This is a genomic window from Paenibacillus sp. SJS-P3 (assembly GCF_056711585.1).
In genome coordinates this window covers 4,252,745-4,277,656 of record NZ_CM160043.1, presented here as the reverse complement: position 1 = coordinate 4,277,656, position 24,912 = coordinate 4,252,745, and the positions used below count along the sequence as shown (strand labels likewise).

General features: G+C 62.2%; 18 protein-coding genes, 1 pseudogene and 2 riboswitches. All 19 genes and pseudogenes read left to right on the top strand.

Annotated elements, in window-relative coordinates; all coding sequences use genetic code 11:
- Positions 1-106: 106 nt before the first annotated feature.
- Positions 107-1,144, top strand: a pseudogene (locus AC06G8_RS19675) (ABC transporter ATP-binding protein); the annotation flags it as partial.
- Between the two features lie 280 nt (positions 1,145-1,424).
- Positions 1,425-2,219 carry an ABC transporter permease gene (locus AC06G8_RS19670; protein WP_447662763.1) on the top strand — a complete coding sequence of 265 codons (795 nt, stop codon included), beginning with the start codon at positions 1,425-1,427 and terminating at the stop codon, positions 2,217-2,219.
- Positions 2,220-2,222: 3 nt separating this feature from the next.
- Entirely contained in the window at positions 2,223-3,023 is an 801-nt protein-coding gene (locus AC06G8_RS19665; RefSeq protein WP_447662762.1) for an ABC transporter permease, read from the top strand.
- Positions 3,024-3,120: 97 nt separating this feature from the next.
- Positions 3,121-3,603, top strand: coding sequence for a thioredoxin-dependent thiol peroxidase (gene bcp, locus AC06G8_RS19660; protein ID WP_447662761.1), 483 nt, complete (start codon positions 3,121-3,123; stop codon positions 3,601-3,603).
- A 157-nt stretch (positions 3,604-3,760) separates the two neighbouring features.
- Complete coding sequence (locus AC06G8_RS19655; RefSeq protein ID WP_480283643.1) at positions 3,761-4,711, top strand: glycerophosphodiester phosphodiesterase; 951 nt, start codon at positions 3,761-3,763, stop codon at positions 4,709-4,711.
- 108 nt (positions 4,712-4,819) lie between these two features.
- Positions 4,820-6,505, top strand: a complete 1,686-nt coding sequence (locus AC06G8_RS19650) for a polysaccharide deacetylase family protein (protein WP_480283642.1) — start codon at positions 4,820-4,822, stop codon at positions 6,503-6,505.
- A 394-nt stretch (positions 6,506-6,899) separates the two neighbouring features.
- The gene (locus AC06G8_RS19645; RefSeq protein WP_480283641.1) at positions 6,900-7,301 is read left to right on the top strand and encodes a peptidase G2 autoproteolytic cleavage domain-containing protein; all 402 of its coding nucleotides are present in this window, start codon (positions 6,900-6,902) and stop codon (positions 7,299-7,301) included.
- Between the two features lie 16 nt (positions 7,302-7,317).
- Positions 7,318-7,629, top strand: coding sequence for a peptidase G2 autoproteolytic cleavage domain-containing protein (locus tag AC06G8_RS19640; RefSeq protein WP_480283640.1), 312 nt, complete (start codon positions 7,318-7,320; stop codon positions 7,627-7,629).
- A gap of 350 nt (positions 7,630-7,979) precedes the next feature.
- On the top strand, positions 7,980-9,008 hold the full coding sequence (locus tag AC06G8_RS19635; protein WP_480283639.1) for an AAA family ATPase: 1,029 nt from the start codon (positions 7,980-7,982) through the stop codon (positions 9,006-9,008).
- Entirely contained in the window at positions 9,005-10,483 is a 1,479-nt protein-coding gene (locus AC06G8_RS19630) for a DUF58 domain-containing protein (protein WP_480283638.1), read from the top strand. Before AC06G8_RS19635 ends, AC06G8_RS19630 begins: the two co-directional genes overlap by 4 nt.
- Positions 10,470-13,454 (top strand): transglutaminase-like domain-containing protein, encoded by a 2,985-nt coding sequence (locus AC06G8_RS19625; RefSeq protein ID WP_480283637.1) that lies wholly within the window; start codon positions 10,470-10,472, stop codon positions 13,452-13,454. The genes AC06G8_RS19630 and AC06G8_RS19625 overlap by 14 nt, the downstream gene beginning before the upstream one ends.
- A 289-nt stretch (positions 13,455-13,743) precedes the next feature.
- Positions 13,744-15,285, top strand: coding sequence for a glutamine-hydrolyzing GMP synthase (guaA, locus tag AC06G8_RS19620; protein WP_447664254.1), 1,542 nt, complete (start codon positions 13,744-13,746; stop codon positions 15,283-15,285).
- A 310-nt stretch (positions 15,286-15,595) separates the two neighbouring features.
- Positions 15,596-16,822, top strand: a complete 1,227-nt coding sequence (locus AC06G8_RS19615; RefSeq protein WP_480283636.1) for an MFS transporter — start codon at positions 15,596-15,598, stop codon at positions 16,820-16,822.
- A gap of 88 nt (positions 16,823-16,910) precedes the next feature.
- Positions 16,911-17,010: riboswitch (purine riboswitch) on the top strand.
- A 212-nt stretch (positions 17,011-17,222) separates the two neighbouring features.
- Positions 17,223-18,629, top strand: a complete 1,407-nt coding sequence (locus AC06G8_RS19610; RefSeq protein WP_480283635.1) for an NCS2 family permease — start codon at positions 17,223-17,225, stop codon at positions 18,627-18,629.
- 224 nt (positions 18,630-18,853) lie between these two features.
- The gene (locus AC06G8_RS19605; RefSeq protein WP_447664258.1) at positions 18,854-19,984 is read left to right on the top strand and encodes a nucleotidyltransferase domain-containing protein; all 1,131 of its coding nucleotides are present in this window, start codon (positions 18,854-18,856) and stop codon (positions 19,982-19,984) included.
- Positions 19,985-20,324: 340 nt separating this feature from the next.
- Positions 20,325-20,894: a nitroreductase family protein gene (locus tag AC06G8_RS19600; RefSeq protein ID WP_480283634.1), complete on the top strand. Its 570-nt coding sequence runs from the start codon at positions 20,325-20,327 to the stop codon at positions 20,892-20,894.
- A 602-nt stretch (positions 20,895-21,496) separates the two neighbouring features.
- A riboswitch (purine riboswitch) is annotated at positions 21,497-21,596 on the top strand.
- Positions 21,597-21,800: 204 nt separating this feature from the next.
- A complete protein-coding gene (purE, locus tag AC06G8_RS19595) occupies positions 21,801-22,289 on the top strand; it encodes a 5-(carboxyamino)imidazole ribonucleotide mutase (protein ID WP_447664261.1) in 489 nt (162 codons plus the stop codon).
- Entirely contained in the window at positions 22,283-23,485 is a 1,203-nt protein-coding gene (gene purK / locus AC06G8_RS19590; protein WP_480283633.1) for a 5-(carboxyamino)imidazole ribonucleotide synthase, read from the top strand. Before purE ends, purK begins: the two co-directional genes overlap by 7 nt.
- Positions 23,486-23,560: 75 nt before the next feature.
- A complete protein-coding gene (gene purB, locus AC06G8_RS19585; RefSeq protein ID WP_480283632.1) occupies positions 23,561-24,856 on the top strand; it encodes an adenylosuccinate lyase in 1,296 nt (431 codons plus the stop codon).
- Positions 24,857-24,912 lie beyond the last annotated feature (56 nt).

The following is a 24,912-nucleotide window of genomic DNA, read 5'->3' as shown; positions in this document are numbered from 1 at the left end:
AAAATTATAAATCCGGGGTCGGTTGGACGCAAGTTTTAACCGCGGGAGAGGAATTCACTCCCAATTTCCCGGGAAATGTCGAGTGGAATTACGAGAGGAGCTACGCATGAGCAAGAAGCCGGCTATAGAGGTGCGGGATCTGCGCAAGGAATTCCGCGTGCAGAAAAACCGCGAGGGGCTGTCCGGGGCCCTCAAGGATCTATTCAAGCGCGAATACCGTGAGGTAGCCGCTGTGAAGGACATCTCCTTCGAGATTCCCCAAGGGGAAATCTGTGGATATATCGGAGAGAACGGGGCTGGGAAATCGACCACGATCAAGATGCTTACCGGCATCCTCGTGCCGACATCAGGCCATTTGAGGGTCAACGGCTATGTGCCGCATAAGGATAGGGAGAAGTTTGTCGGAGGGATCGGCGTCGTGTTCGGCCAAAGGTCCCAGCTGTGGTGGGATATCGGCGTCGTCGAGTCGTTCCAGCTGCTGCACAAGGTTTACCGGGTGCCGGAAGCGGACTACCGCAAGCGGCTGGATGAACTGGTGGAGCGGCTGCAGCTGGGCGAGCTGCTGAACCGTCCCGTGCGCAAGCTGAGCCTCGGCCAGCGGATGCGCTGCGAGATCGTCGCCAGCCTGCTGCATAATCCGTCCATCCTGTTCCTGGACGAGCCTACGATCGGGCTCGATATCGTCGTCAAGACGGAGATCCGGGATTTCCTGAAAACGATGAACCGCGAGCATGGCACGACCATTCTGCTCACGACCCATGATCTTCAGGATATCGAAGCGCTCTGCTCCAGAGTCATTATGCTGGATGACGGGCGTATTATTTATGACGGCGGCCTGGAAGAGCTGAAGAGCCGCTGGAGCCGCGGACGCGAGATCGTGTTCCAATTCGCAGGGAGGGTGCAGGCGGAGCGTCTGCGGGCGCTGACCTCCGGGCTGGAAGGCGTGGAGTGGAGGCTGGACAACGATGTGACGGCCGCGATGTGGCTGCCGCATGAGGTGAACGTGTCGGAAGCGCTCGCCCGCGTCGTCGGCGACGCCGGCCTGGAAATCCGCGACATGAAGATTATCGAGACGAACACCGACGAGATCGTGCGCGAAATCTACCAGTCCGGCGATGCCCAGTCTCCGGGCAAGGCGAGGGCGGCGGAGCTTGCCGTAGAAACCCTGGACGGTTCCGATGCAGGCGGCGAGGCAGGCTCGCCGCTCGCGACGGCTTCGACGGACAGCGGGGAAGCGGCAGCTTTGGGCGGGGAATCGCCGTCCATGCAGCTGGCGGAGGCATCCGCTTCCGCAGCCGGACCGCTGCAGCCGGCGGGGCGTGACGCCCTTGATCCGGAAGACCGGGACGGCGGGGACGCCTTGTCCGAGACGGATGCCGGAACGCCTGTCCTCGCAGGGGCGGAAGGGAAGGGGCCGGTGAAACGTGGCTAGCGCCTATCTGGACCTGATCCGGATCCGCTTCCTGATGATGCTTGCTTACCGCGTTAACTATTACAGCGGCATCATTATTTATGCGATTAACATCGGGGCCTATTACTTTCTGTGGGGGGCTATCTACGGGGAGCAGGAAACGCTTGGCGGATTCACGGTCAGCCAAATGACCACTTATGTCGCCGTGTCCTGGATGGCCCGAGCCTTCTATTTCAATAATCTGGACCGGGAGATCGGCAACGAAATCCGCGACGGGAGCGTGGCGATCCAGATGATCCGGCCTTACAACTATCTGGTCGTCAAGATGATGCAGGGCTTCGGGGAAGGCATCTTCCGCTTCCTGCTGTTCATGATTCCCGGCATGGCTCTGGCCTGCCTGCTGTTCCCGGTGAAGCTTCCGTCCGATCCCGGCATCTGGGCGGTGTATCTGGTCATGCTGTTCTTCAGCTTCCTGATCAACTCGCAGATCAACATCCTGACCGGCCTGGCGGCGTTCTTCGTCGAAAGCAGCGAAGGCATGATGCGGCTGAAGAGGGTGGCGGTCGATCTGTTCTCGGGGGTCATCGTCCCGATCAGCTTCTTTCCCGGCTGGCTGGAGGGGGCCATGAAATGGCTGCCGTTCCAGGCGATCACCTATCTGCCGAGCTCGGTGTTCACGGGAAGGACTCCCGCCAGCGAGATCGGCGGCGTCCTGGGCTTGCAGCTGCTCTGGTTCCTCATTTTGCTGCTGCCGATCGCGCTCGTATGGCGTTCCGCGCGAACCCGGCTGTTCGTACAGGGGGGCTGAGCGATGAAGCTGCGTTTCTATTTGTCGCTGCTGATGGACTACTTCAAGAATTACGCCAAAACGAAGCTGACCTACCGGGCCGACTTCTGGATCGAGGTGCTTTCGGATCTCAGCTTCCAGGCGGCCAACCTCATCTTCATCCTGGTCGTCTTCCAGCATACGCCGACGCTCGGCGGCTGGAGCGAGGCGGAAGTCATTTTCGTCTATGGCTTTTTCATGGTCCCGTTCGGAATCTTCGGCACCTTCTTCAATCTGTGGAATTTCAGCGACCGCTACATTACCAAAGGCGAGATGGACCGGGTGCTGACCCGTCCAGCCCACAACTGGTTCCAGGTGACGCTGGAGAATATGGATCCGCCTTCGCTCATCGGTTCTCTGGCGGGCATCGCGATCATGATCTCCTGCTGGCTGAAGCTGGGCTTGCCGCTGGAATGGTGGGATATTCCGGTCATGATCGTGCTGGTGCTCGGGGCGGTGCTCGTGTATGGAGGCATCTATACGGCCTTGACGGCCATCTCGTTCTACTCGGATGCGCCGACCGGCATTCTGCCGCTGATGTTCAATATCCAGAACTACGGACGCTATCCTGTCAATATCTACAATAAAGTCATCCGCTTCCTGCTCACCTGGCTCATTCCTTTCGCCTTCGTGGGCGTCATCCCGGCTTCGTATTTCCTCGGAGACCACGGGGACGGATTATCGCAGCTGGCGCTGCTGACGCCGGTTGTCGGCATCGTCTTCATGACGATCGGCATGGCCGTATGGAACCACGGGGTCAAGAGGTACCGGGGCGCAGGCTCATAGCCTTCAGAGCCGCCTGCCTGCATGAGGCGGCAGGCTTGACGCAGGTAGAGCGGATGCCGCACGCCAAGGGCCGAGAGTCCGCCGAGGAGGAAACATCATGTCAGCCACGCTAGCGCCGGGACAGCCGGCGCCTGATTTCACGCTGCCCGCTGCAGGAGCGGAGCAGGAGACCGTAACCCTGAGCCAATATCGCGGCCGAAAGGTCATTCTGTATTTCTATCCCAAGGATCTGACTTCGAGCTGCACGCAGGAGGCTTGCGATTTCCGCGATGCTTGGCCGGATTTTGACGGCCAGGGGGCGGCCATCCTCGGCATCAGCCCGGATCCGGTCAAGTCCCATCATCGGTTCCGGGACAAGCACGGGCTCACGTTCCCGCTGCTGTCGGATCCGGAGCATGCCGCCTGCGAAGCCTATGGCGTCTGGCAGCTCAAGAAGCTGTACGGCCGGGAATATATGGGCGTTGTGCGGTCGACCTTCCTCATCGACGAGGAAGGCCGTCTCGTCAAGGAATGGCGGGGCGTCAAGGTGAAGGGCCACGCAGCCGACGTGCTTGCAAGCCTTGCCCCGGTTCCCGGCTGAAGGGATTGAATAATCGGAGCTTCTGTTCTTGAAGACTTATACGGCCGCTTTTGCGGGCAGACCCAGTCTGCCGCAAAAGCGGCCTTTGTATTGCAGTGGTAAATGACACCTATTTGGGACATAGTAGATATAAAGGGAACTCCAGGGGGGATAAGGCATGAGGAGCGGATGGAAGAGAAACGGACCGGCCGCGGCAAAAATGGGGATCGGCCTCTGCGCGGCGCTGCTTCTTCTGCAGGCGCTGCCTGGGCGCGCAGACGCCCTCCAAGCGAAGGTGCCGGTCCGGACAGCTTCAGCCCAAGCGCCGGCCCGCCCGCTCATTCTCGCGCACAGGGGAGCTTCGGCTTATGCGCCGGAGAACACGATGGCGGCTTTTGATCTAGCTGTCCGCCAGGGGGCCGATTTTATCGAGCTGGATGTTCAGCTGTCCGCAGACGGGATCCCGTTCGTGCTGCACGACGATAACCTTGAGCGGACGACCGGCGGCAAGGGAATGGCCTCGCTCCGCACGGCGGACGAGCTGAATCGGCTGGACGCCGGAGCCTGGTTCTCTCCTCCCTTCGCCGGACAGCGGATTCCGCTGCTCGAAGACGTGCTGCTGCGCTATTACAACCGCATCGGCCTTCTCATCGAGCTGAAGGATGCCGAGCGGCAGCCGGGCCTCGTGCAGGCGGTAGCGGAAGCGATGAGACGCTGCGGCATCAACGGAGAAATCCGCCTGCAGGACGCGGTGAACGGCCCGCCATGGAAGAAAGAGCCCGTCATGATCCAGTCGTTCCACATTCCCGCGCTCAAGCAGTTCCACGGCCTGCTGCCGTCGATCCCGCTTGGCGTGCTGATCGCGGATGACAAGGAGCTGACTCCTGCGGCGCTGCATGCCATGGCGGAATGGGCCGATTACGCCAATATCCGCAAGCAGCTGGCCAAGCCGCTCATGGTGAAGATGATCCACGACAGCGGCCTGCATACGTTCATCTGGACGGTGGACAGCAAGCGGCAGGCGCTCAAGGCCGCGGCGGCGGGGGCGGACGGCATCCTCACGGACGATCCGGAGGCTTTGGGGTCGTTCTGGTCGCAGAGAAGGCCGAAGCCGGGCTTGAAGAAGTAACGGCAGCCGGGCGGAGAATGGATGAGACAAGCTTGTCATAGAGCCGGACCCTCTCTCATAGAATCTAGCAAAGAGGATTCGTTTTTCATAGAAAGGGTGCATCCATTCATGGGGAAAAGTACGCTTCGAATGATGGCAGCCGCTGCGGCGCTGCTGACAGGATTGACGGGGTTCGGCAACGATTGGACTTCTCTCGCTCCAGACAGGGCGCTGACAGCGGAACCGCCTGCAGTGATGGCTGCAGCTTACGAACAGCCTGCCGCGCAGACAGACGCCGCCCGATCAAAGAGCCACGCGTCTCCGCTCGGAGCCGCGTCTGCCGCCGCGGGACAAGCCGGGTCCGGAAATCAAGGCGGAGCGGCCGTAGGATGGAACAGCATCGCCTTGTCCGGCATGACGGAGAAGCAGCTGATCGCAGCATTGAAGCAGGCTTCCGGCGCCGGACAGGACGGGGGGACGGCAGACGCGGCTCAGGCAGGCCAGGTTGATTCCTCCGGCACGGCGCCTGAAGCGGACGTGCAGGGAGCGGCGGCAGAGGCTGCCGGAACGGCCGGGACCAGCGCCCCCGCTCCTGCTGCAGGCACGGGCAAGAGCGCAGCTGCGGAGCGTCCCGCCAAGCCGACCGTCTACCTGACCTTCGACGACGGACCGAGCATTTACACGCCTCAAGTGCTGGATATATTGAAGAAAAATGGAATCAAGGCGACCTTCTTCATGGTCGGCCGCCATGTCGAGGAGCGTCCGGATCTGGTGCGCGAGGTCAAGGCGGCCGGACATTCCATCGGCAACCATTCCTACGATCATGTCTACTCCGAGATCTACGGCAGCTTCGCCGTTTATGCCGAACAGACGGTACGGACGGAGAAAGCGCTGCTGGAAGCGGGAGTGGCGACGGATCTGGTGCGGGCTCCAGGGGGCACGTACAGCAACTTTGACTCGGGTTATTTCGAAGCGATGAAAAACGCGGGCTACAGGATGGTGGACTGGAATGTAGACAGCGGCGACTCCAAGCGTGTCGGAGTGCCGGCCAAGGAAATCATCGCCGGCGCGACTTCGGCGCCGCTGAAGCATGAGATGACGATCCTGCTTCATGACGGCACCGGCCATGCCGAGTCGGTCAAGGCTCTTCCTGCCATTATCGCTTACTACAAAAACAAGGGCTACAGCTTCGCTGCCGTCACCCCTTCCGCCGACGTTCCGTTGTTCCCGCTGGCGAAGCAGATCAAGTGGCAGCGGCCCGCGCCGCTTCCGGGCGAAGCGGCCGCCTTCGCGGCGGAGAGCGGCAAGCTGAGGGCGAGCCAGTCCTGGCTGGCCGCAGACGACGGGGACAAAATCTCCGTGCCGGCGATGGCTCCTGTCGGCCAGGCGCAGCCGCACAGCCCTCCCGCAAATCCAGCGGGCAGCGGAAAAACGGGAAATGGAAAGGCGTACGGCACTCTCGATGCGGATCTTCTCCTTCATACCCCGCTTGGAGATCTGAAGCTTGCTTACGGCGACTATTCGCTGCATGGAAACAAGCTGTCCGTACCGGTCCGCCGCGTCGTTGAAGCGCTCGGAGGCTCGGTGCAATGGGACGCCGCGTCAGGCACCGCCGCCATCATCGCCGGCAACGGAGCAAGCGGCAGCCTGCCGCAAGAGCTTGTGTTCCAGCAGCCGGCCGGCAGGCTGCGGGCGCCGCTGACCGATCTGCTGGAGCTGATTGGCCAGCGTGCCGTGCAGATGAGCAGCTCGGCCGGGCTTGTCGAGGTGTGGACGGTCGAGGCGCTTCTGGATTCCGGCAAGACGGCCTCTTAAGAGCAGCCGCAGAAGCCGTTGCAGAGGCCAACTGCAAGGCCAATAGAGGCCAAAAGCAGAGGCAAATCGTAGAGGCCAGCAGCAGAAGCCAATAGCAGAGGCAAATAGCAGAAGCCAATAGCAGAAGCCAATAGCAGAGGTCAATAGCAGAAGCCAATAGCAGAGGTCAAAAGAAAAGGCGGTGTGGCTGCCGAAGGCTTCGCCTCCCATGCGGAGCGCAACACCACGGCGTCGATAGGCGGGAACTCCCACTCGGAAGGCTCCGAAACGACGGCTTCCGGAACCTATTCGCATGCGGAAGAACTTCGGCTCCGTCGGGATCCAATACGACGGCATCCGGAAACTTCTCCCATGCGGAAGGCTATATGACCGAGGCGTCCAAAAATTACGGGGGGTGCTGACGGTCGAGAGCGGCGACTTCCCCCACGCGGAAGGGCTGCAGACGACCGCCAGCCTTAACGGATCTCACATCATGGGCCGGTATGGGACGACGCTATACACGTATTTCTGGCATGTGGCGGATGGAACCTCTGCGGGCGCGCCTGGGCTGGCCGCCGTGCTTGCAGGGCTCTACCGGAACAAGTACATCGCCGGCAGCTATTTCTCCGGCGGGGCCGATTATGCCGAAATGTACGAGACGATCGATGGCAGCGCCATCGAGCCGGGTTATTTCATCGCTCTGGACAGGGACCGGATCCGGACGGCGGCCGCCGGCGACGACATCATCGGCATCTCCAGCGCGGTTCCGACGATGGTCGGAAATGCAGCGGAGCTCCGGCGGAGGGAAAGTATGTGAAGGATGAATGGGAAGGGTGCAGGTCCAGGAAGTGACCGTTCCCGAGCAGAGGGACGCGGACGGCGCCGTCATCCGTCCCGCCTATATTCTGACGGACCCGGTCTTCAATCCCGCCGGGGATCCTTCCCGGAGCTATGTCCTCAGAAGGCTGAGAGCGGAATGGGTGTCCGTCGGCCTGCTCGGCAGGCTGCTGGTGGGGTACGACGGCTCCTGCATGGTCAACGGCTACTGCCTGCCGAACGATCAGGGCATTGCGACGAGCTCGGAGACGGGGTACCGGGTCATGAGGCGGACGGGCGACAATCAGATTCTCGTATTGTTTCGATAAAAAGGCCAAGACCGGCGGCGGTCCCGGCCTTTTTTTCATTCCGTTCCGGCTTTGGAGCTGAGGCAGGGCGTCGATGCTGTTGTGGCGGATTCAAGCCATAGCCGCTCCAAGACGATTCCGCTTCCCGAAGCGACTGAAAATATTGCTCCATCAACTTATCGAACTTATCAACCCATAGAGTGAGCTCGGCGTCGTTCAGCCCGGTTATGCAAGCTGAAGCTGGCAGGCAGAAAGAGGGAAAGATCCGTTATCATCCACGATCCTAGGCTTCGGGGTCTATTTCTTCCTTGCGGTGGAGAGACTGGTAGCATGGAAGATTCATAGAATCCGGAAAAGCAGGAGGAATCGAAATGCTGAACAGGGAACCGCAGAAGCAGGAGACGCCCGGTCATCGTCCGAACGGGGCGGAGGAGTGGCCGGAGCCGAAGCAGGCGCTCATTGCGCGCCTGGAGGCTCGCGCCGAGAGCGTGCTGCTCGGCAAGAGGGAGACGATCGGACTGGCTGCCGCGGCGATGCTGGCGGGCGGCCATATTTTGCTTGAGGATGTGCCGGGAGTCGGCAAGACGCTGCTGGCCCGCGCGCTCGCGCGGCTGACAGGAGGCCGCTTCCAGCGCATCCAGTTCACTTCGGACCTGCTGCCGGCGGATGTGACGGGAAGCTCGGTATGGGACGGCAGAGCCGGCGAATTCATCTATCGCGAAGGTCCGATCATGGCCAATATCGTCCTGGCCGACGAGATCAACCGCACATCGCCTCGAACGCAGTCTGCGCTGCTGGAGGCGATGGAGGAGAGATCCGTCACCGTGGACGGGACTACCCGGCGGCTGCTGGAGCCTTGGCTGCTGATCGCTACCCAGAATCCGCTTGACGACGAAGGAACGCATCCGCTGCCGGAGGCGCAGATGGACCGCTTCATGATGAGGCTGTCGATCGGCTACCCGGACAGCCGGGACGAGGTGAGGATGCTGGAAATGATGGCGGCAGGCGAGCAGCGGCAGCCGGAGCTGCTGCGGCCGGTCGTCTCCGCTCGGCAGTGGCAAGCCATGGTGGAGGAGAGCCGGACGGTGCATTGCAGTCCGGAGCTGCTCGCTTATATCGTATGCGTCGTCCAGGCGACGCGCATGGCCCCGGAGCTGACGCTCGGCGCGAGCCCGAGGGCGTCGCGGGATTGGCTGCGGGCAGGCCAGGCGATGGCTTACGCGGCAGGCCGGGATTACGTGCTGCCGGATGATCTGAAGGCGGTCGCCGCAGCGGTGCTGGCCCACAGGCTGTGCGCCCGGGACGGATATGGCCAGCCGGATCCGGCAGCCGCGGCAGGCGCGCTGTTCCGTATTCTGGGCTCCGTGCCGGTTCCCGGTTCCCGGGGGGCAAAGCCGTGAGCGCGTCCGGCAGCGGAGCGGGAGGGCCGGGACGGCATGCGGCGGGACTTCCGCTGGCAGGTGGAATGGGGAGCGGAATGATGCATGACGCCGGAAGCCCGACATTGAACGGAGCCGGCTATGCGGCTTCGCCGGGAATTGCGGCGCAAGGCGGCATGGCGGCGCCCGGAGCGGGAAGCATGGCAGTCCGGGCTGCTTCAAGCTTGCCTGCGTCCATCAAGCCGCGCCGCCTGGCGCTTGCCGTTCTTGCCATGCTGGCTGCTGCAGCTATGTTCGCAGCAGCTGTCCGCGGCGGGGCGGCGGAATGGCTCGCTGCTTCCGTGCTTGGGGGCGTACTGGCGCTTGCCGCCTTGCCGGGATTATGGATGGCGGGCAGCGGGCTTCAGGCTGAGCGGCGGCTGGTGCCGGGAAGACAGGACGGCTCGCTGGAGGTGACCCTTGTGATTCGGGGGCGCCGGGTGCTGCCGCTGCTGATGCTGCAGGTACGGGAGGAGCTGGTCAATGAATCGGCGGGCCTCACGCAGCCTTTGACGATGGCTGGCTGGTCTCTTCCCTGGCTGAAAAAGGAGTGGACGCTGAAGTATGAGGCGGCGAACCTGGGACGGGGCTGCTACCGGTTCCGGGCCGTGACGGTGACAGCCGTCGAGCCGTTCGGACTGGCCGCTTCCCGGCGGAAGCTGGAATGCGGCGGTGAGTTCACCGTCCTTCCCCAGCCTGAGGGAGACCGGGAAAGCCTTCCTCCGGCCGGAGCGGACAGGCCGCAAGGCGGAATCGGCGGCAAGGAGCCTGGCGAAGGGCGGCGGGAGCGGCGTTCCGGCGGCGCCGGCCCAGGCACGAGGCCTTACCGGGAGGGAGACTCCGTCCGGCATATCGATTGGCGGGCGGCTGCCAAGGGACGCGAGCTCCGGACCAAGACGGACGAGGCCGGCCCCGGCGCCGTAGCCGTCGTGCTTCTGGGCTCGGGAGCCGGCGGCGGCGACGCGCTGCTCGACCGCAGCGCGGGACTCGCGCTGGCTGCGATGCTGGAAGAGCGGCGAAGCGGACGCTCCGTCCGGCTGCAAGCCGGGGCAGGCACGGTGCTTGTCCGCGTCGGCGGTCAAGGCAAAGGAGCCGTCGAGGCGGCGGCGCGTCTGCTCGCGAGGCTCAGCCCGGCATCGATGGGTACGCTGGCGGAGCAGCTCGACCGGCTGCGCTCGGACAGGCTGCTGCCCCACGGGTGCAGCCTGGTCATGGTGACGCCGGACTGGCAGGACGGAGAAGCATGGAGCCATGCGGCGGAGGCGGCCCAAGCGGCCGGCTGCCGCTTTGAATTCAGGGTGCCGATGCTGCAGACGGTGCCTTCCGCCGCCATGCGGGAGCGGATGCGCTGGGCGCAAGCCAGAGGATACCGCGTCTCCTGGATCTCTCTATCTTCGCCGGCCGCCAAGCCGGCTCTTCATCAGGGAAAGGAGGGTGGCCGCCATGACGGGAGGTAAAGGCGCCGGCAAGCAGCATGGAGCTGGAATAAAGCAAGGAGCGGGAAAGCGGCAAGGAACCGGGATGCAGCAAGGAGCCGGAATGCAGCAAGGAGCCGGCGCGAGGATAGGATCGAGAGCTCACGGGGCCGGATATCCTCCGCAAGCTGATGATAGGCAGGGAAAAAGCGCAAGGGGCGGAACGCTCCCCGAGCTGATGTTGAAGGCGGCAACGCCTGCCGCCCCGCTGACCGGCAAGGCCGGTCATGCGGGTTTGCCTTTGCTGGCCGCACATGGGGCAGGAAGCGGCATTCCGTCCGGAAGCCAGCCGGGACAACCGGCAGCAGGAGGCTTTCTGGCGCCAACGGGAACCGGCTTGCTGGCGGCAGGAACAGCCGCTCCGGCGAATAAGCCGCTGAAGAGCACGAGCGCGCGCTCACATTTCGGCCGTCCTGCAGGAGGCAGCGGAAAGATTGCTGCTGCCGCTTCGGGAAGCGATCTGTCGGGACATTCGCTGAGCCTGCCGCTTCGTCTTGCCACCAGCCTGCTGCTGCTTGGATTGCTGGCGGAGTGGCTGCTCCCGCTCGCTCAGCTGCCGGGCTGGAACAGTTCCTTTCCGCTGGCGCGCCTGCTGCTTATCGGAGGGGCTTTTTTGGCTGCAGGCGCTATTTTGCTGCCTGGCTGGGCCGCTTCGCTGCTGAGGGCGGCGGTGCTGATCGGCGGGGCGGGATGGATGGCCGGAGGCATGCGGCTCTTGCTGGATTGGATCGGCGGCTTGCCTGGCATAATTGCGGATGATATCCGCAGCGTGGGCGCACAGGGCATCTCCGGCCTGTCCGCTCCAACGCAGGCGCTCCTGCTGCTTGCCGGACTCGCGGCGCTGCTGTCCGCGCTCCAGACACTGGTCTGGATCCGCCAATGGGGACTGGGCCTGACCGTGCTGACGGGCTTGTATCTCGGCCTGCTCTATCAATGGATGGGCCTCGACTTGCTGCCGGGCATGGCCCGGGCGGCGGCGGAGGGCCTGCTGCTCTCCGCGCTGCTGACCGGACATCGGCTGCGGCGGAGGGCAGGGGAAGCGCCTCCGCCGGTTCCGGCCGGGGCTTGGGGCTTCCCGTCCGGAGGGCATCCTGTCCGGCTGGGCGGGTGGGCTGCGGCGGCGGGCGCCGCCCTGCTCGTGCTGGGCGGCGCCCTGCTGCTGTCCAGCGGCAAGCCGCGCCTGTACGGCCCGGCGTCTTGGGCGCTCGAGGTCCAGCACAGCATCCGGGAAGGCGCCTCCGCAGCGGCTGCGGGCGCAGGGAACGCATCCCGGCTTGTCGTGGGAAGCGGCACGCTGCAAGGGGCCTTTTCCGGCTACAGCCAGGACGATTCCGTCTTGGGGGCGCCTCTCGCGCTGGCCAGGACGCCAGTCTTCACGGCGCTTTCTCCCGCACCGCTCTATTGGAGAGGAGAGTCCAAGTCCGTCTATGAAGGCCGCGGCTGGAGGGAGGATTACGGGCAGCTCCAATCGGTTCCGATCGGTTCGGTTGAGGGCTCGGAGTCAGGCGGGAGCGATGAGATCACCCAGACGGTGCGGCTCGCAAGGCATGCCGAAGGACAGCCGCTTCCGGTATCGGGCAGGAACGCCGAGCTGATGGCGGCGCAAGGGGAAGGCGCCGGAAAGGGGGCCACCGCTTACCTGAAGGACAAAATTACCGAAGCGATCTATTTGCCGCAAGGAGGCTCGGGAGAGCTGCAGTACGAGGCGCGCTCGGTCAAGCCGGAGACATCCGCTTCGGTTCTCCGCGCGCAGTCGGAGGTCAAGGAGGCGGCAGAGGGCGCCGATGCAGGGTGGCTGCAGGAGCAGATCCAGGCGAATCTGCAGCTTCCCTCCAACCTGCCGAAACGGGTGAAGGATCTGGCCTCGTCCATCGTCCGCGCGGCTGGCCCGAACCGGTACGACCAGGCGGCGGCCGTCAGCGAGTATTTGAAGGAGCATTACGTCTACTCGCTGACGGACACTTCCATTCCGAAGGAAGGCCAGGATCTGGCCGACCAGTTCCTGTTCGTGCAGAAGACAGGCTACTGCGTGCATTTCTCGACGGCGATGGCGGTCATGCTCCGCTCGCAAGGCATCCCGGCACGCTGGGTCAAAGGCTACACCGCCGGAAGTCCGGCCAAGGATCAAAGCGAGGCTGAAGCGGGAAGCCGGGTTTACGAGGTCACCGCCGCCGACGCGCATGCCTGGGTGGAGGTGTATTTGGGCGGCGCGGGCTGGGTCGCGTTCGATCCGACGCCGGGCTTTGCCGGCCCGGCCGGAGCGGCGGCCGCTCCGCAAGGCGCGAGTCCGCAAGCGCCGAACGGGCTTGAGCAGCCTGGCGCCGCGCAGGACGGCTCGCCGGCGCAGCGGCTGCGCGATGCGGCCGGCTCCGCCGCGGCCCGCCTCGCCGCAAGCGCGGCCGGCTCCGCGCAAGCCGCCGGCTCCGCGGCCGCGCGCCTGGCGCGGGCGGCTGCGCAGCCCGGCCCCGCGGCCGCGCTCGCGGCGCTCGCCGCCGCGGCCGGCGCGCTGGCTTCGCCCGCGCTGCGCGGGCGGCTGCGCCTCGCGCTCGCGCTGCGCCGCTACGCGCGCGCCTGCGCCGCAGCCGCGGCCGGGCGCCGCGGCGGCCCGCCGCCGGAGCTCGCCGGCGGGCTGCGCCGCCGTCCGCGCGGCCGGCGCGCCGCGCCGCGAGCCGCGCTGCTCGCGGCTGCGGCTGCGCTCGGCGCCCTGCTCGAGCGCAGGCATGCGGCGGCGCGCCTGGCCGCAGGCAGCGCCCGCGAGCGTGCCGCCGCGCTGGCGCCGGCGCTCGAGCCGCAGGCAGCGGCTGCGCTGCAGCGGCTTGCGGCCTGGGAGGAGGCCGCCCGCTTCGGCCCGCCGGCGGCGGCCTGGAGCGGCCCCGCGCCGGGCGAGCTTGCGGCTGCGGCTGCGCTGCTGCTGGCTCGTCCAGCCGCCGGCGCCGGCTCGTCAGGCGCCTGAAGCGCAGGGCTCGCAGCCTGCCGAAGCCCGGCCGTATTCCGGGCCATCCGGCGTCCGCAAGCGGAGCATGCTCCCTGGACTTCCCGAATTTGGACCGCCTGAGCGGCGCCGTATCCCGCTGCCGGGCTTCCTCGGCGAGCCGGTCTCCCCTTCTGGATGGGGAAGCCCCGGCCCGCGCGCCGCTGGTTTTCCGGGGGGATTTTACCTGCGGAGACGGCTTGCCATGCGCCTTGACTGCCCGGAGAGGGCTTGGATATAATGAGTCCAATTGATTGAGGGAGGTTCGGCAGTGAACAAGCCAAATGAAATGATCGTAGTTCTCGACTTCGGGGGACAATACAACCAGCTGATCGCGCGTCGCATCCGGGATTTGGGCGTCTACAGCGAGCTGCTGCCATACAACACGTCGGCAGAGCGGATCCGGGAACTCGCGCCCAAGGGCATCGTGTTCTCCGGCGGGCCGGCGAGCGTATATGAGGAAAATTCCCCGATGGTCGATCCGGAGATCTACGAGCTGGGGCTGCCGATTTTCGGTATTTGCTACGGCATGCAGCTGATGAGCCATCAGCTCAAGGGAAAGGTTCAACGTGCGGGCAAGCGGGAATACGGCCGCGCGGACGTGACCTTCGAGAACGGAGCCGCGCTCGCGCTCGGCCTGGAGAACACGCAGACGGTATGGATGAGCCATACGGATCTGGTTGTCGAAATGCCGGAAGGCTTCCGCTTGGATGCGGGTACGGAGCATGCGCCGATCGCGGCCATGAGCCATCCGGAGAAGAATTTCTACGCCGTCCAGTTCCATCCCGAGGTTCGCCACTCCGTGTACGGCAACGATATGATCCGCAACTTCCTGTACACGATCTGCAAATGCGAAGGCACATGGAGCATGGAAACCTTCATCGAGGACGCCGTGCGCGACATCCAGGAGAAGGTGGGAGAGACCGGACGCGTGCTCTGCGCCCTGTCCGGAGGCGTCGATTCCTCCGTTGTCGCCATGCTGGTCCACAAAGCGATCGGAGACCGCCTGACCTGCATGTTCATCGATCATGGCCTTCTGCGCAAGGGCGAAGCGGACAGCGTGATGGAGACTTTTGTCGGCAAATTCGGCATTGAAGTGATCAAGATCGACGCCAGCGAGCGGTTCCTCGGCAAGCTGAAGGGCGTGGACGATCCCGAGAAGAAGCGCAAAATCATCGGCAACGAGTTCATCTACCTGTTCCAGGAGGAGTCCGAAAAGCTGGCGAACTTCGAGTTCCTGGCGCAAGGCACCCTCTATACGGATATCGTAGAGAGCGGCACGGCGACGGCGCAGACGATCAAATCCCATCACAACGTAGGCGGGCTGCCGGAGGACATCAAGTTCAAGCTGGTCGAGCCGCTGAGCGCGCTGTTCAAGGACGAGGTCCGCAAAGTCGGCTCCGAGTGCGGATTGCCGGATGCGATCGTCTGGCGCCAGCCGTTCCCGGGTCCGGGGCTCGCGATTCGCGTACTTGGCGAAGTGACGGAGGACAAGCTGGAAATCGTGCGCGAATCCGACGCCATCCTGCGCGACGAAATCGCGAAGGCCGGTCTGGACCGCGAGATCTGGCAGTACTTCACCGCCCTTCCGGGCATGAAGAGCGTAGGCGTCATGGGCGACGCCCGCACGTACTCCTATACCGTCGGCATCCGCGCCGTCACCTCCATCGACGGCATGACGGCCGACTGGGCGCGCATCCCTTGGGATGTGCTGGAGAAAATCTCGGTGCGCATCGTCAACGAGGTCGACAACGTCAACCGCGTCGTGTACGACATCACCTCCAAGCCGCCGGCGACCATCGAGTGGGAATAAGCGGGTCTAAATGACCTTCCGGCTGCCGCCTCAGCGGCGTGCAGCCCAGTGCGTTTCTCACCGGAGCCCTGTTCTGACAGGGTTCCGGTGTTTGTTTTTTTCACCGCTCCGGCGCTGTGGCGATGCGCTGCAGAAGCTGTGCGGCGATGCGGCGGCGGAGCCGGTCGGAGAGGCGCGTCTTCATACGTGTCCGTATTTGTATCATTCGTCATCCGTCTTCATCCGTCCGTCCGAACAGCCGGCGGCAGGGATCTCCCGGCCCCCACAGCCCCGCATCCATGAACAATCGACCAAAGGAGCTCGACCCGTCATGCCACTTAAGCAAGAAGGCGGCCTGCTGCACGCCGAAGAGCCGATCTTCAGCTACCGACTCATCGTCCTGCTGCTGGTCGTCATTACCGCCGGAGCAAGCCAAGGCCTGCTGCTGCCGCTGCTTACGATTCTGCTCGAGCGCGGCGGCGTTCCGGAACATATCAACGGCCTCAATTCCATGGCTCTGTACATCGGCACGTTCTCTACCATGTTCTTCATCGAAAGGCCCGTCCGCCGCTACGGCTTCCGGATCGTCATCCTCGCCGGCATCGTCATGATTATCGCCGCGACGCTGCTGTTTCCGCTGACGGCAGGCTCGTTTGCCGTCTGGTTCGCTCTTCGCATCCTTGTCGGCATCGGAGACAGCGGCCTTCACTTCGCGACCCAGCTTTGGATCGTCAGCCGGGCGCCGGCACGGCAGCGCGGAAAATTCATCTCCCTGTACGGAATGTCCTACGGGGTCGGCTTCAGCATCGGTCCGCTCGGCATCAATCTGCTGCACTTTGGAGACCAGGCTCCGTTCCTGATCAGCGCCATGCTGTATGCGCTCGTCCTGCTGCTTGTGCTGAAGCTGCCCGCCGATCGTCCGGAGCCGAGGGAGCAGGGCGAGGCTGCCGGCTTCAGCCGCTACAAGTCGATCTACCGCGTCGCCTGGTACGCGCTGCTTCCGGCCATGCTCTACGGCATCATGGAAGCGTCCATGAATACAGGCTTCCCGCTGTACGGCATCGGCATCGGCCTGGATCGCGCGGCGATCAGCGGCCTGCTGCCGGCTATCGGCATCGGCGGCCTGCTGCTGCAGCTTCCGCTCGGCATGTGGAGCGACCGCATCGGCCGCCTGCCCGTGCTGATCTTCTGCGGAGCCGGGGGCGGCCTGCTGTTCCTGGCCGTTCCGCTGGCCGGATCGTCCGTCTGGACGATGGCGGCGCTGATGGTCGCGGCTGGAGGGCTGGTCGGCTCGTTCTTCTCGCTCGGCCTCGCCTATGCGGCCGACATGCTTCCAAGGAACCTGCTTCCCGGCGCCAATGTTCTCGCGTCCATTCATTTCTCCGTCGGCAGCATCGCCGGTCCCGTCCTGAGCGGGTACGGTCTTCGCTACCTGTCGGAGAGCAGCCTGTTCTATCTGCTCGGCGGCTCCTTTTTGATTTATGCGTTTATGGGCATGATAACCAGAGGAGGAAGGACTTCCCGCGAGGCCGACAGCGGAAAAACCCTTATTTCCTGATTTTTCTTTAATGTTCGGGAATAACACGAATTCCTGTCATTTGATTGTTGACATTTGTCGTAAATTCAGTAATATTAGTTACGTTCCGCAATGATAACCAACCAACCTTCGTATAATTCCGGGAATCGGCCCGGAAGTCTCTACTCGGTCACCGTAATGACCAGGCTACGAAAATTCAGGGGGCGTCCACCACGAAAGCATCTTCGGGCGGGCGTCTGCAGCTTCCATTCCATCGGACCGGCCTTGCAACGGCCTCCGATTGCTTGGACAGCCGACCTGGACCCGGGAGAGACGCCATCGCAATGCCGGCATGCCGGCTTCGAATTCCGTCTCTGCCGGGTTTTTTGCTTTTTCGGATTCCGCGCAAGGAAAATAACGCATTTCGGGGGGGACTTGCATCATGGAGCGCTTCTTCAAGCTCAAAGAGAACGGAACCAACATCCGCACGGAAATTATGGCGGGCATCACGACGTTCATGACGATGGCCTATATCCTCGCCGTCAACCCGAGCATACTTTCGGCTTCCGGCCTCAGCTGGAACTCGGTGTTTCTGGCGACGGCGCTGGCCGGCGGCATCTTCACGATCGCGATGGGGCTGTTCGTCAACTTCCCGGTCGCGCTCGCTCCGGGCATGGGCCTCAACGCCTACTTCGCGGCTACCATCGTGGCCTCCCAGGGGACGGATAAGCCAATCTCGCCTGCGATGGGCCTTACCGCCGTGTTTATTTCCGGCATCATCTTCATCATCCTGACCGTAACCCAGGTTCGGCAAATGCTGATCAGCGCGGTGCCGGACAGCCTCAAGCATGCGATCACCGTCGGCATCGGCCTGTTCATCGCCATCGTCGGCCTGAAGAACAGCGGCATCATGACGATCGCCGCCGAAACGGCTGTCACCGACGTGCAGAAGCATCAATACGTGGACCTGCTCAGCTTCGAATCGGTCATCCATTTCGGCGACCTCAAGGACCCGTCGGTCTACCTGACGATCATCGGCCTGATCCTCATCAGCCTGCTGCTCGTGCTGCGCATACCGGCCGCATTCCTGTGGGGAATTCTCGGCACGACGGTCGTGGCCTGGATTACAGGCAACCTTGACATTCAAGCCGGACTCAGCGGCAAAAGCTGGGCTCCGCAGTTTTCGGAGCTGAACTTCTGGCACTTCGACTTCGCGGGCATCATGCATGTCGGCATCGTCACGGTCATCCTGACGTTCACGTTCGTCGAGCTGTTCGATACATTCGGCACGCTCGTCGGCACGGCCAACCGCGCCGGCTTCATGAAAAATCCGGAAGAAGGCAAAAAACGCGTCGGCAAAGCGATGTTCGTGGACGCGATCGGCGTCGGCGGCGGCGCCGTTCTCGGTACGAGCACCGTAACGACCTATATCGAGAGCTCCGCGGGCATCGCCCAGGGCGGCCGCACCGGCCTGACCGCGGTCACGACCGGCATCTGCTTCCTGCTCTCGCTGTTCCTGGCTCCGCTGATCGCCCTGATTCCAGGCTCCGCGACGGCGGCGGCGCTCATTCTCGTCGGCCTGCTCATGATGCAGTCCGTCACCGACATCGACTTCAAGGATATGGTCTATGCCGTTCCGGCGTTCTTCACCATCATCCTGATGCCGTTCACGTACAACATCGCCAACGGCGTTTCCTTCGGCATCGTGTTCTACGTCGTGCTTGCCTTCTTTGCCAATGCGACGGGACGCCTCCCCGAAGGCAAGGAGAAATACAAGATTCATCCGCTTATGGTGATTCTTGCGGTATTGATCGTCGCCCGCTACGTTTACCTCGGCGCGGCCGGCTGAACGGCTCCGCGCATTCGAAAACCTTCGGAACCTCGGTTCCGGAGGTTTTTTCTTTTGTCCGGCAAAGTCCGAAGGGCTGGAAAGGCTTGTCCGATCGCTCCCTGCAGAAGGTATTAACCCGCTCTCTCCTTTCTGGAAGCTGCGGACATTTCGGTTATATCCAACCATTACCTTGAAGCTGGGGAAATAAAGGTTAGGATGAGGAGAAAAGGGGGGGTCTCACCATGCCGGACGTGTTCGAGGTTGCCGATAAGCTTGTGGATCACATCAAGGCCAATTATCCCGATGATGTCGCGCTTGCAGCCTATTATGGCTCTTACGCTCAAGGGACCGCGACGAAGCGCTCGGACTTGGATTTCTTTTTCATTCCGGCCACCGCCAGAGGTTATGAGGCGAGCCTGCAATTCATCCTGGCTGACATCAGCTTTGACTTCTGGCCCATCAGTTGGGAACGGGCGGAGAGGATGGCGGCCTTTCAGGAAGAGAAAACCTCGATCATCGCCGATTGCAAGCTGCTCTATGCGCGTTCGGATGAGGACCGCAGCCGACTTTTGCGGCTGCAGGAAAGGATTGTCGGCCTTCAGAGTCCGGAGCATGAACGCGAGTTTGTGGAGAAAGCGGAAGCAGAGCTGAGCCAGGTCTATGCCAGGCTCTACAAGCTGATCCGCGCAGGGGATTCGGGCAGCGGCGTCTATAGCCGGACGGAGGCGTCTGGAATTCTGGAGGGAGTCCTGCAAGGGCTGGCATTGCTGAACCAATCCTACTTCTCGAGAGGTTTTGGCCAAAACAAGGATCAAATACATCGGCTCCCATTGAAACCGGCGCTGCTGGATTCCTATATGCATGCCATTATGCATGGGGACCATGCGGCGGATATCCTCCATGCTTGCGAGCGGCTGACGGAAGACACCGTTGAGCTGATATCAGCTCGGAAAGAGCGCTTGAAAGGAACCCCTTCCTTCGGGGATCGCATGAAGGGGTTTTATGAAGAGGAAAAAGGAATATTGGACAAAATCCAATCGGCCTGCGAAAGAAACGATTATGATACGGCTTACTTTCATGCTGTGAAGGCGCAGGATAATATTGCCGCCTTTCTCTGCTATGCGGAGACCGGACAGTGGCCAAGCGACTTGACGCTCAACGCCGATCATCACGCCCTCTACCGGCAGGCGGGGCTGCCCGAGCTTGTTCCGCTGCTTGATCCGCACGACCTGACGCGGCTGCAGGCAGGCGCGGAACGATTGGGCGCTGCTCTGGAAAGCCATCTTCGGAGCAAAGGAGTCGAAATCAACCGCTTTTCTCATATGGCGTCATTCGAAGCTTTTCTTAAAGACGCTTCGGCAAGAGAAAAATAGAAGGAAACGAGTGCAGAGAAAATTAGGAGAAGCGAAAAGCCGAGCACGCTCGGCTTCGGCCTGAACCTCAGCCTAGAGAGCGCTTTTGACTTCATCCTCACGGAAAGCGGAAACAGCTCGTTTTACCGTTGAATGATCGAAACCGGAGCCTGATGGCTCCGGTTCTTCTTGCGCAAATAAAGGCGCGGCCGACCGCCGAATGAAAGGCCGTTTTTGTGCCCGCGCTGCGGATGGACACGATGGTTCCGGTGCCCCGCCTTTCCTGGGCGAGCATTTCACAGGTATAATAATCTCAGGCAATCTTGGACTATTCATCTAATTCGCTCAAGGAGGTACAGGAATGGAGCTACAGCAAGCAATCCGTCAGCGCCGCAGCATCGGGAAGGTCGAGGGCAGGCCGGTCGAGAAGGAGAAGATCGAACGGATCCTGGAGGCCGCTGTCTGGGCGCCCAACCATCACCACACCGAGCCTTGGAAATTTTTTGTCATGACGGGGGATGGACGCCGTGTGCTCGGAAGAGCTTACGCCAATGCCGCCTCCGACGCGCTTGCCGGACTGGAGCCGGAGGAAAGGGAGCAGAAGCTGTCGAAGGAAGAAGCCAAAGCGATGAGGGCCCCTGTCGTCATTGCAGCAGCCTGCTCGCCTTCCGACAACCCGCGCGTCATTCGTTCGGAAGAGCTCGCCGCCGTGCATGCCGCCGTTCAGAACCTTCTGCTCAGCGCTTATGAAGAAGGGCTTGGAGCGGTATGGCGCAGCGGCGATCCCATGCACCATCCATCCATGAAGTCGGCATTCGGTCTCAAGGACAAGGAAGAGCTGGTCGGTCTTATCTATATCGGCTACCCCGATATGGCAGCGCCGAAGGGCCGCCGCATTTCGGCTAAAGACAAGACATTCTGGATCAACTGATTCCTAGACCGGGCATGGAGCTTGCCTGCCAGCTCATCCCTATGCAAACCCTCTTGTCGAGGGTTTTTTCTTTTTGGTCCTAGAAAACGATCCGGAAGAGATATCCGGGAATTTGGAATATAGTTCGGATTTAGAGTGATTCTTGGGCGGAAAAAGAAATTATTATGTCAGTATTCTTGACGCCGAATGAAGAAGGGTTGTTCGGATTTGGAGATATGGCATAATAGCTGTCATGGAATTGGCGACTTGAATGGCGAAAGGTGTCCGAGGAATCGTTTCCTTGAGAAAAGCCGGATTGAACCTCGATTTTTGCTGTCGTCGATGAAGGAAATGAGCCTGCCGCTGAAGCGTTTCGGCTTGCAGGACAACGAGGAAGATCGAGGCCATGCATGGAATTGGCGTTGCGGAGCCAATTGCATTTTTCATTTGAAGGCGGCTTTATCAAAAACGAACTTTAATAGCATTATTTTTAATTAATGTTCGTGTTTTTGAGTTGACAGGCTCTGCTCAGGTTGGTAAACTAGGAAGGCAGAGCGGGCGGGGAGCGGTTTGAATTATCCTGAGATTGTCGAATCTTGTAGGAGGCCGCATTACCTTGCTCCGCATATTATTTTCAAGCAACTCGTATATCTTCGGGAATCGGCCCGAAAGTTTCTACCCGGCGACCTTAATCGACGGACTACGGGATGCCGGAAGCAGGCTGGCTGTCCACGACTGGAGAGCGAGCTGTTTGGCTTCGGCTGCGCTTTTTCAGCGTACTTACATCCCGCAGGCTTTCGAGTCGCCCGTGCCGGATTCTCCCTACCTGGAGATTCCGCCGGCTGGCCGGCATGCGGTTTTTTTTGTTTCCGGCATCCGATCGGATTTTTCGCACAAGGAATATAGACAAAGGCGGGATGAACAATCATGACTGCTATCGTGGGCGTCATTATGGGCAGCAAATCCGACTGGGAAACGATGAAGCTTGCCTGCGGCATTCTGGATGAGCTTGGAATTCCTTATGAGAAGAAGGTCGTATCCGCTCACCGGACACCTGATCTGATGTTCCAATATGCCGAGACCGCTGTCGAGCGAGGGCTGAAGGTCATTATCGCCGGAGCCGGCGGAGCGGCTCACTTGCCCGGAATGGTAGCCGCGAAAACGGCGCTTCCGGTTATTGGCGTTCCCGTCAAATCGTCGAGCCTGAGCGGACTCGATTCGCTTCTGTCTATCGTGCAGATGCCGGCCGGCGTTCCCGTCGCCACGGTGGCGATCGGCCATGCAGGAGCAAGCAACGCAGGACTGCTGGCCGCGCAGATTCTCGGCGCATTCGATCCGGAGATCAGGCGGCTCATCGAAGAGCGGCGCGAAGCCATCAAGCTGCAGGTGCTGGAAAGCGGCGAAGAGCTATGCTGAATTCCGGCAGGGCGACAGGAAGCGGAAGCGGAGCTGTACCGACCGATCAAGCGCTCGTCATACCGCCGGGATCGACTGTAGGCATCCTTGGGGGCGGGCAGCTCGGCCGCATGATGGCGCTGGCAGGCAGCGCGATGGGCTACCGTTTCGTGGCGCTTGATCCTGCGGAGGACGGGCCTTGCGCGCAGGTTGCCGAGAGCATCGCGGCCGGCTACGACGATCGGGAGGCGGCTCGGGAGCTGGCGTCGCGCGCGGACGTCATCACGTACGAGTTCGAGAACGTGGATGCGGGAGTCGCCGCCATGCTGGCGGAGCAATCTTACGTGCCGCAAGGAAGCGAGCTACTCTATACGACGCAGCACCGGCTGCGGGAGAAGCGGGCGATCGAGGCGGCGGGAGCGCGAGTCGCTCCGTACGAGGAGATTACAAGCGAGGAAGGCTTGCGGGAGGCTTGCGGCCGTCTTGGCTTGCCGGCGGTGCTGAAGACGGCGACCGGCGGCTACGACGGCAAAGGGCAATGGGTCATCCGCAGCGAGTCGGAGATTCCGGCAGCCTATGCGGAGCTGAGCCGATCCGGAGCAGAGCTGGTGCTGGAGCAGTTCGTTTCCTTCCGGATGGAGCTGAGCGTCATCGCCGCCCGGAGCTCTCTGGGCGATGTGAAGACGTTTCCGGCTGCGGAAAATATCCATATCGACAACATTCTTCATCTATCCGTCGTTCCGCCCCGCGTCCCCGCCGCCGTTCTGGAGGAAGCCGAGCGGCTGGCGGTCCGGATCGCGGAAGGGCTTGAAGTCGTCGGCCTGATCGCGGTGGAGCTGTTCCTGACCGAGGAAGGGGAGCTGTTCGTCAACGAGCTGGCCCCGCGTCCCCACAACAGCGGCCATTATACGATGGAAGCCTGCAGCACTTCGCAGTTCGAGCAGCATGTCCGCGCGATATGCGGCTTGCCGCTCGGGGATGCGGGCCTCATGAGCCCCGTCGTCATGGTGAACGTGCTCGGCCAGCATGTGGAGCCGCTGGTGCGGCATCTGTCGCAGCGCGATGGAGAAGCCGCCAGGCTTGGCGCCGTCCCGAAGCTGCATCTGTACGGCAAGGCGGAGGCGAAGCCTAACCGCAAGATGGGCCATGTCAACGTGCTCGCTCCGGACACGGCCGCGGCGCTGGAGTGGATCCGCGGAACGGGAATCTGGAGCTGAACCGGCCGGCCGTCATAAGGATCGACTGACTGAAGCAAGCGGCTTCGAATAAATCAGACAAAGGTGGATGAATGCATGCTTGAGCGTTACAGCAGGCCCGAGATGAGGGCGGTTTGGACGGAAGAGAACAAATTCAAGGCGTGGCTGGAGGTCGAGATCTGCGCTTGCGAGGCATGGTCCGAGCTTGGAGTCATCCCGCGCGAGGATGTAGCCGCGATCCGCGAGAAAGCCGGCTTCGACATCGACCGGATCAACGAGATCGAGCTGGAGACGCGCCATGACGTCATCGCCTTCACCCGCGCCGTCTCGGAGACGCTCGGAGCCGAGCGCAAATGGGTTCATTACGGCCTCACTTCCACCGACGTCGTGGATACGGCGATGGGATACATCCTCCGTCAGGCCAATGAGATTCTGGAGAAGGATCTGACCAATTTCATCGAAATACTGCGCGGACAAGCCGTAACGTACAAGGACACCGTGATGATGGGCCGCACCCATGGCGTCCACGCGGAGCCGACGACGTTCGGTCTGAAGCTCGCTCTCTGGTACGAGGAAATGAAGCGCAACCTGGACCGCTTCCGCCATGCGGCCGACGGCGTGCAGTTCGGCAAAATCTCCGGCGCTGTAGGCACCTACGCGAACATCGACCCGTTCGTGGAAGAGTTCGTCTGCCGCAAGCTCGGCACGAAGCCGGCGCCGATCAGCACGCAGACGCTGCAGCGCGACCGCCACGCGGAGTATATGGCGACGCTTGCCCTGATCGCGACGTCGCTCGACAAGTTCGCGACCGAGATCCGCGCTCTTCAGAAGAGCGAGTTCCGCGAGGTGGAGGAGCCTTTCGCCAAGGGGCAGAAGGGATCGTCCGCGATGCCGCACAAGCGCAATCCGATCGGCTGCGAGAACATCTCCGGCCTTGCCCGCGTCATCCGCGGCCATATGATCAGCGCCTACGAGAACGTGCCGCTCTGGCATGAGCGCGACATCAGCCACTCCTCGGTGGAGCGCGTCATCCTGCCGGATGCGACGATGCTGCTGAACTACATGCTGAACCGTCTGGGCAATATTCTGAAGAACCTGCAGGTATTCCCGGAAAACATGAAGCGCAACATGGGCCGCACGTTCGGCGTGCCGTTCTCCGGCCGCGTCATGACCAAGCTCATCGACAAGGGCTTCAGCCGCGAGCAGGCGTACGACACCGTCCAGCCCCGCGCGATGCAAGCCTGGGAGGAGCAGCGCCAGTTCCGCGACATCATCGGCTCGACGCCGGAGATCACAGCGGTGCTGAGCGCGGAAGAGCTCGACGACGCGTTCAACCCGAGCTGGCATTTGAAGCATGTCGATACGATTTTCCGCCGGCTGGAGCTTATCTAGGCAGCATTGCAGCAGCCTTATTTCCGGAGCAAGATCCATTCATTTATTTCTAATTG

Coding starts and splice junctions, on each gene's coding strand:
- AC06G8_RS19665 (WP_447662762.1), top strand. CDS start 2,223: ATGAAGCTGCGTTTCTATTTGTCGCTGCTGATGGACTACTTCAAGAAT.
- bcp (WP_447662761.1), top strand. CDS start 3,121: ATGTCAGCCACGCTAGCGCCGGGACAGCCGGCGCCTGATTTCACGCTG.
- AC06G8_RS19655 (WP_480283643.1), top strand. CDS start 3,761: ATGAGGAGCGGATGGAAGAGAAACGGACCGGCCGCGGCAAAAATGGGG.
- AC06G8_RS19650 (WP_480283642.1), top strand. CDS start 4,820: ATGGGGAAAAGTACGCTTCGAATGATGGCAGCCGCTGCGGCGCTGCTG.
- AC06G8_RS19635 (WP_480283639.1), top strand. CDS start 7,980: ATGCTGAACAGGGAACCGCAGAAGCAGGAGACGCCCGGTCATCGTCCG.
- AC06G8_RS19625 (WP_480283637.1), top strand. CDS start 10,470: ATGACGGGAGGTAAAGGCGCCGGCAAGCAGCATGGAGCTGGAATAAAG.
- AC06G8_RS19615 (WP_480283636.1), top strand. CDS start 15,596: ATGCCACTTAAGCAAGAAGGCGGCCTGCTGCACGCCGAAGAGCCGATC.
- AC06G8_RS19610 (WP_480283635.1), top strand. CDS start 17,223: ATGGAGCGCTTCTTCAAGCTCAAAGAGAACGGAACCAACATCCGCACG.
- AC06G8_RS19605 (WP_447664258.1), top strand. CDS start 18,854: ATGCCGGACGTGTTCGAGGTTGCCGATAAGCTTGTGGATCACATCAAG.
- AC06G8_RS19600 (WP_480283634.1), top strand. CDS start 20,325: ATGGAGCTACAGCAAGCAATCCGTCAGCGCCGCAGCATCGGGAAGGTC.
- purE (WP_447664261.1), top strand. CDS start 21,801: ATGACTGCTATCGTGGGCGTCATTATGGGCAGCAAATCCGACTGGGAA.
- purK (WP_480283633.1), top strand. CDS start 22,283: ATGCTGAATTCCGGCAGGGCGACAGGAAGCGGAAGCGGAGCTGTACCG.
- purB (WP_480283632.1), top strand. CDS start 23,561: ATGCTTGAGCGTTACAGCAGGCCCGAGATGAGGGCGGTTTGGACGGAA.